Here is a 5,866-nt window from a genome sequence, read left to right on the forward strand (position 1 = left end):
CTCTGGCATCCGTGGAAAACACAACCTCCGTGGGCCAAAAGGTATAGTTAACTTCACCGCAGATTTCATTGGACTTTTTTTTTGGCCATTCCGCACCAGTGACTGGGTGGGCAATATGGCCAAGCGGGAATTTTCGCGGGTTGGATACTTGCGGAAAGTCCAAGAAATATCTGCCTTTTCTGTTTTTTGGGACGGAAAGTCTCTGCTGATGGGAGCGTACCGACAACTCTTCAGGCCGAAGTGGTGAGCGACATGAAGAAACGGTTGGAGGGCGTGAGGATCAAACACCGCCTTGGTGCCAACTCCATCAAAATGTACGACAAGCAGGGCAGCATCCTTCGGGTCGAGACGACCATCAATGATCCCTCGGACTTCAAATCGTTCCGCTCCCCAGAAGGAAAACCGGAGGTCGAAAAAAAGTGGCTTCCTATGCGCAAGGGGATCGCCGATCTGCACCGACGCACCGAGGTTTCCAAGGCAGCCAATGACCGCTACCTCCATGCTCTGGCATCCGTGGAAAACACAACCTCCGTGGGAGAACTTGCCGATGGTCTATGCCGTCCTTCAACGTGGAAAGGGAAACGGGTCAGGGCGATGAACCCGTATGCCCCAGAGGATGCCGACTTGCTGGCTGCCATCAACCGAGGAGAGTTCATGCAAAACGGGTTTCGCAACCGGGACATCCGTGCCCTTCTTTTTCCAAGTCAGTCCATCCTGGAAAAGGATCGCCAACATTCGGCGGCAGTCACCAGAAAGTTCCTCTTGCTTCGTGCTCACGGCCTGATCAAAAAGGTCACCGGAACTCATCGTTACCAAGTCACTGACAAGGGGCGGAACATCGTTACAGCCCTCATCACCGCCCGCAATGCCAGCACGGAATCTCTAACAAAATTGGCAGCTTGAAAAAAAATCTACGCGGGAGAAGAAGAAATGAGGGGATAGTAGTATAGATCCCAGCCACAGTTCACGCAAAGAAGGTCTTGAGAACAATCGCCGTCACTCCTCCCAGCAACAGGCTGAGCATCCACCTGATAAGTGCCATATCCCCAGAGAGTTGGGTTTCGAGACGATCAATACTTACATCAAGGCGGTCAATGTCTCGCTTGGTGGCCAGTTCATCCAGACTGGTTACTTGACGAGTCACCTTCCGAACCCAGGCTGCCCATCCCCAGGCTGGCGCGGCAATGCCGGCAGGCGCATCTCCTGGGATGTGTGCGGAGCAGCGTAAAAGGCCGGGGCAGGAGGAACGAGTCGATTGATGGCCGCAACGCCGCCAAGAATGACGATACCGGTGGCGATGACCCATTTGATGGTTTCCACCTTGGCTGTCTCGATCTCTTTACGCAGCTCAGCCTTGGCAAGTTCAATGTCTCCTTTGACGAGTTCAATATCCCCTTTGGTGGCCAGTTCCTTGAGCCGGGACTCCTCCACCTGTTGGAGGATGCCGGAGATGGCCTTGGCGTGGCCCTTGGCCTGGTCATCCGGGACACCAAACGCCTTGAGTTGCTCCGTGTATTCCAGGGTATCGAAAGTAACCGTTGCCATGGCAGTTTTCTCTCCTTTTTCCTTCCTTCAGTGAACCACGCCTACCTTGACCATGTCACCTTCCGAACCCAGGCTGCCCATCGCGAGGCTGACGAGGCAACACCGGCAGGCGCATTTCCTGCCAGTCACCCACCCCGTCTCAACACACTCTCGGGACCAATATCAACCGCCCTTTGGGCAAATGCAACCACTATCACAAAATTTTCCTTTGTCTGGTCACGGCGTCTTCTCTCCCCTGGAAGGTCTACCAGACAGCAACAGGCCAATCACCCGTTCCACAACAGCGGCCTAAACAGCGTCACCCAACTGCCCCACCACATTGGCGAACAACGTTTCGTGAGCCGTGAACAACTTGCCGGGGCGGGCATGGCTGATTCGTTGTAACCCACCAAAAACAAAGGCCTCCTGCCGCAACTCAACGGCCAAACCGTCAGCATAAGGGTTGCTGGTAATCTGACACAGCACCCAATCCCCAAGTTCGGCATCGGCCAGAATGGCAGCCGGCCGGTACTTGCTCCGGCTCAGGTCCGAAAAGGGAAAAGATAGCAGGACTACTTGGCCGGCTGCAAATGCGCCCATGCCTCATCCTCCTCAGGCCGTTCCCAATCCCGGGAGAGCGAACTCTCGGCGAATGGCAGCAGCGCCGGATCCATCCCCTCATCCGACACGGATTCCAGCACTGTGACTACGGCGCGACAAGGGCCATGCAACTGGACCGGCTCCAACAACCGAATCCGACCCTTTGCGTCGATTTCCGCTTCGTAAGAGTGCATCAGGCCTTATCTCCGTTGCCATAGGGGGAATCACCAGCCGTCCCAGCCCCTCCCGCAACCGTTTCTCCTCCTGGTCACGAGTCAAACGAAGAAGGTCTTGAGAACGATGGCCGTTATCCCCCCCAATAACAGGCCAAGCATCCATCTGATCAGTGCCATATCCCTGGAGAGTTTTGCTTCAAGACGGTCGATACGCGCATCAAGACGATCCATATCTCGCTTGGTGGCCAACTCATCCAGACTGGTTTTCTGCACTTCCTGGATGGCGTTTGCCATACCCCTGGCCTGGGCTTCGTTAAAGCCTGATGTCTTGAGGATTTCTACAAATTTGAGAGTATCGAAAGTAACTGTTGTCACGAATTTTTCCTTTTATTTCCTACCTTGATAAATCACATCCCCTCAAGCGAGTCACCTTTTGGTGGCAGGCTGCCTGTCGACAGCCTCAGGTGGCAACGCCGGCAGGCGCATCTCCTGGGATGCATGTGGGGAGACATAGGCAACCTAGGCAACCGGAGTGGGAGGAACAAGCCGATTGATGGCTGCAACTCCCCCGAGAATGACGATACCGGTGGCAATGACCCATTTGATGGTCTCTACCTTGGCGGCCTCTACCTTTGCTGCCAGTTTGAGTTCCACTTCGCGAACATCACCCCTGGTGGCCAACTCCTTAAGCCGCGACTCCTTCACTTGCCGGAGGATACCAGAGATGGCCTCGGCCTGGGCTTCCGCCTGGACGGGTGGGACGCCAGCGGTTTCCAGTTACCTCACAAAGGTCAGAGTGTCGAACAACAGGGCATGGCGCATGGGTACGTTTCCACCTGAATGGGCTCCACGGTCCCTCGCAACTGGATAGGCCTACTTGCCGCCACGTACAGGCCAAGCATAGGAGCTGGCACTCTTACTCCCATAATCCAGGCTGCCTCTTGCAAATTGCAACCTCCAAGCATCAGTGGCACTGAACACGGGTGTGGAACTCACCCAATAATAATCGCTGCCACCGCTTCGCACATTGGAAAAGAAAGACCCGTACCCAGATGGCAGGGCAGGACTGTTGTTCATATCCAGCAAACTGTTCAGCTCAATCACGTTTGGCAGGCGCCAGTCCCCGGCAACAGAATTGTCAGTCAGTCCACATGACCCGTTGGCCAAGGCGTTGGCGAAAGAGAGAGCGCTTGTCCAGGTGCTGGTGCCGCCTGAGCAATCAGCATTTGCCAACCAAGTCAACCCGGTCAGGTTGTCCGTGACTGTACCATCGCTATTGTTCGTAAAACGAGGGCTTGGCGGGACAACACCTTTTCTTAAGGCTGGGGTCGTAACCCCCCCACCCTGGCCATCCTGACCCGATGGAATAGGACAGGTTACCGGTATGGTATGAGCAACGTCGCTAAAACAAGCTCCAGCAGCAACACAACTTACGGTCGCACCTGCACCGTCATAGCAAGTGCAATTTGTGATTGGCACGTTTGAAGAATCATAGCAGAAAGTCTGCCCAGTCTGTGGAACCTGGGCCGGCACGTTTGACTGTCCATCCCGAACAGGCCAGACGAGGTGAGACGACGACGTCTTGTTGTGCGAGGATGCGTCTGTAACGGCATTAACAAAATGAACCGTCCAGGCAGTTGAAGAGTCTGCTGCGGACGAACTGCTTGACCAATAATAATTCGTCGTCGACACTCCGGTGAAGGGGTGTGAGGAAGGCAAGAGAGGTGCTGATGGGCGACTGTAGTCAAACAGGCTCTGTAATTCCAAACGGTTTGGCAACCGCCATTGACCCGCCGCAGAACCATCAGTCAAACTGCAAGCTCCGGAGGCCAGGGCGTTGGCGTTTGTCAGGGCGGAAGACCAGATCACCCCGCCGGCACCATTAATGGTAGAACAGCCGGCATCCTTCAACCAAATCAACCCGGTCAGGTTGTCAGTCACTGTGCCATTCCCGTTATCGGTAAAACGCGCCCCGTCACGAGCGACACCCTTCTGCCACTGACCATCCTGGCCCGTGTCGGAGCAGGAAACCGACGCACCGGCCGAACCGTAACAGTTTGTCTGCCCAGTTCTCCGCAATATCTGCCCCACTTTACCAAAAAAACCGTTAAAGGCCGACACGCGACTGGCATTCGTTGCCAGAGCCAACCTGTTAAAACCACTGGTCACAACAATGTCGTCATATGAACCAGCAACCGCAGAGCGGTTCTCTCTGTCAAACACGAGATAGGAGTTGACATTATGGCCGTCAAACTTGCCATCGGTACCGGCGATATCCGACCTTGATTGACCACCACTAACCAGAATGAAGGGAACATTGACTGGATTATTTCCATTGATATCAACCGTGCGCAAATAACTAGCGCTGGAAGTTCGAGCGTTGAGTAACGCCGCACCAAAGTTACTTTTTGTTAAGAAGCCATTTGCGGAAACAGAACCACCACTCGTCAGATTGATACTCCCCACGGCAAAAGAAGAAGATTCTGTGGTCGTCTCTGCATAAACAGCATAGCGAACAGGTATTCCATAAACATCATTGCCAGACGCCAGCCCAATACTCCGATAGGGCACATTACCCCGAGGATCAGTGGTAAGATTGGTCAGAGGGCAGTCCTCTGCACCGTCGCTGTTCCTGTCCGGACAAGGCAGCCGATGGTTGGCCACCGCAAACCCTTCAATGGCATTCCGCATCTCCACCAAAACCTTCTCATTCGCCGTCGCCTTATCCACATTCACCAACCCGGTCGCACGCGGCACCGTGGCTGCGATGATCGAGCCCAGGGCGATCATGCCGAACGAGACCCAGAGCAGCATGCTGCCGGATTCCCGGTGCTGGATGCCGGGCGCCACGCTCTTCTTTTTTTGAGTCAACACCACTTTTTTTGCGCAGCCGTTCATGTTTTTCCTCGCAAACGAAAAGGAGACCGCCAGAAGCACCCCCGCACTCTGTCCGTCTTATGACGCGACACCCCCCGGAGGGTACCACATTTCTACGCCTGCATGAAAAAGAACCAGACGATGACGGTCAATGCAGAAAGAAGGATTTCAGGATGAGCGCCAGAACACCAGTCACCAGAATGCCCAGCATCCATTTGATGACAGCCAGGTCAGTGCGAACAAGGGCCAGTTTTCTGTCCAGCTTGGCGTCGGTCACAAGTCCATCCAGGGATTTCTCATTGGCATTGATATGAGCCTCCGCCAACACTTCCGCTTGGGTTTCATTAAAACCAGCCGCTCTGAGGGTTTTGACATATTTGAGCGTGTCAAAAGTTATGGCAGTCATGGATATCTTTCGGCTCGATATGGATTCCTGGAGCTTACCGAAACAGGAGTTCCAGCTAGAGAATGCTACAATCACCTGCTCGACCTACCAAGCAGCAGGGTACCACACTTTTGCTCCTGCATAAATCATTTTTTAGCCGGGGAGCTTGGGCAGAGTCCAGTTCGTCTAGTGGACCAACCGACTTGATTTGAAGTGTTCACTTTTCGTGACTATTCCGCACTCTTTCATGAAAAGCTTGGAAATGAAAGCCTTTGTCAGGGCTTCGCCCCGAACCCCACCAGGG

At 54.2% G+C, this 5,866-nt stretch carries 9 protein-coding genes; 1 reads left to right on the plus strand and 8 read right to left on the minus strand.

Annotated elements, in window-relative coordinates; genetic code table 11:
- The first annotated feature begins 252 nt into the window (after window positions 1-252).
- Entirely contained in the window at window positions 253-903 is a 651-nt protein-coding gene (locus HQL63_15470) for a hypothetical protein (GenBank protein ID MBF0178225.1), read from the plus strand.
- A gap of 61 nt (window positions 904-964) precedes the next feature.
- Here HQL63_15470 and HQL63_15475 read toward each other — a convergent pair whose 3' ends face one another.
- The 8 genes from HQL63_15475 to HQL63_15510 form a co-directional block, all read right to left on the minus strand.
- Window positions 965-1,144: a hypothetical protein gene (locus HQL63_15475; GenBank protein MBF0178226.1), complete on the minus strand. Its 180-nt coding sequence runs from the start codon at window positions 1,142-1,144 to the stop codon at window positions 965-967.
- On the minus strand, window positions 1,141-1,545 hold the full coding sequence (locus tag HQL63_15480) for a hypothetical protein (GenBank protein ID MBF0178227.1): 405 nt from the start codon (window positions 1,543-1,545) through the stop codon (window positions 1,141-1,143). Before HQL63_15480 ends, HQL63_15475 begins: the two co-directional genes overlap by 4 nt.
- Window positions 1,546-1,833: 288 nt before the next feature.
- Entirely contained in the window at window positions 1,834-2,124 is a 291-nt protein-coding gene (locus tag HQL63_15485; GenBank protein MBF0178228.1) for a MazF family transcriptional regulator, read from the minus strand.
- Window positions 2,097-2,321, minus strand: a complete 225-nt coding sequence (locus HQL63_15490) for a hypothetical protein (GenBank protein ID MBF0178229.1) — start codon at window positions 2,319-2,321, stop codon at window positions 2,097-2,099. The genes HQL63_15485 and HQL63_15490 overlap by 28 nt, the downstream gene beginning before the upstream one ends.
- A gap of 78 nt (window positions 2,322-2,399) precedes the next feature.
- Window positions 2,400-2,675, minus strand: a complete 276-nt coding sequence (locus tag HQL63_15495) for a DUF1640 domain-containing protein (protein MBF0178230.1) — start codon at window positions 2,673-2,675, stop codon at window positions 2,400-2,402.
- A 144-nt stretch (window positions 2,676-2,819) separates the two neighbouring features.
- The gene (locus HQL63_15500; GenBank protein MBF0178231.1) at window positions 2,820-3,005 is read right to left on the minus strand and encodes a hypothetical protein; all 186 of its coding nucleotides are present in this window, start codon (window positions 3,003-3,005) and stop codon (window positions 2,820-2,822) included.
- A gap of 168 nt (window positions 3,006-3,173) precedes the next feature.
- The gene (locus HQL63_15505; protein MBF0178232.1) at window positions 3,174-5,198 is read right to left on the minus strand and encodes a DUF1566 domain-containing protein; all 2,025 of its coding nucleotides are present in this window, start codon (window positions 5,196-5,198) and stop codon (window positions 3,174-3,176) included.
- A gap of 127 nt (window positions 5,199-5,325) precedes the next feature.
- Window positions 5,326-5,583 (minus strand): DUF1640 domain-containing protein, encoded by a 258-nt coding sequence (locus tag HQL63_15510; GenBank protein MBF0178233.1) that lies wholly within the window; start codon window positions 5,581-5,583, stop codon window positions 5,326-5,328.
- Window positions 5,584-5,866: the final 283 nt, after the last annotated feature.

Source organism: Magnetococcales bacterium, from assembly GCA_015231175.1.
In the GTDB taxonomy this organism is placed as follows: Bacteria; Pseudomonadota; Magnetococcia; order Magnetococcales; family DC0425bin3; genus HA3dbin3.

Bases quoted from the DNA above. Each gene is read 5' to 3' on its own strand.
- HQL63_15485 (MBF0178228.1), bottom strand. From the start codon at position 2,124: ATGGGCGCATTTGCAGCCGGCCAAGTAGTCCTGCTATCTTTTCCCTTT.
- HQL63_15470 (MBF0178225.1), top strand. From the start codon at position 253: ATGAAGAAACGGTTGGAGGGCGTGAGGATCAAACACCGCCTTGGTGCC.
- HQL63_15505 (MBF0178232.1), bottom strand. From the start codon at position 5,198: ATGAACGGCTGCGCAAAAAAAGTGGTGTTGACTCAAAAAAAGAAGAGC.
- HQL63_15480 (MBF0178227.1), bottom strand. From the start codon at position 1,545: ATGGCAACGGTTACTTTCGATACCCTGGAATACACGGAGCAACTCAAG.
- HQL63_15510 (MBF0178233.1), bottom strand. From the start codon at position 5,583: ATGACTGCCATAACTTTTGACACGCTCAAATATGTCAAAACCCTCAGA.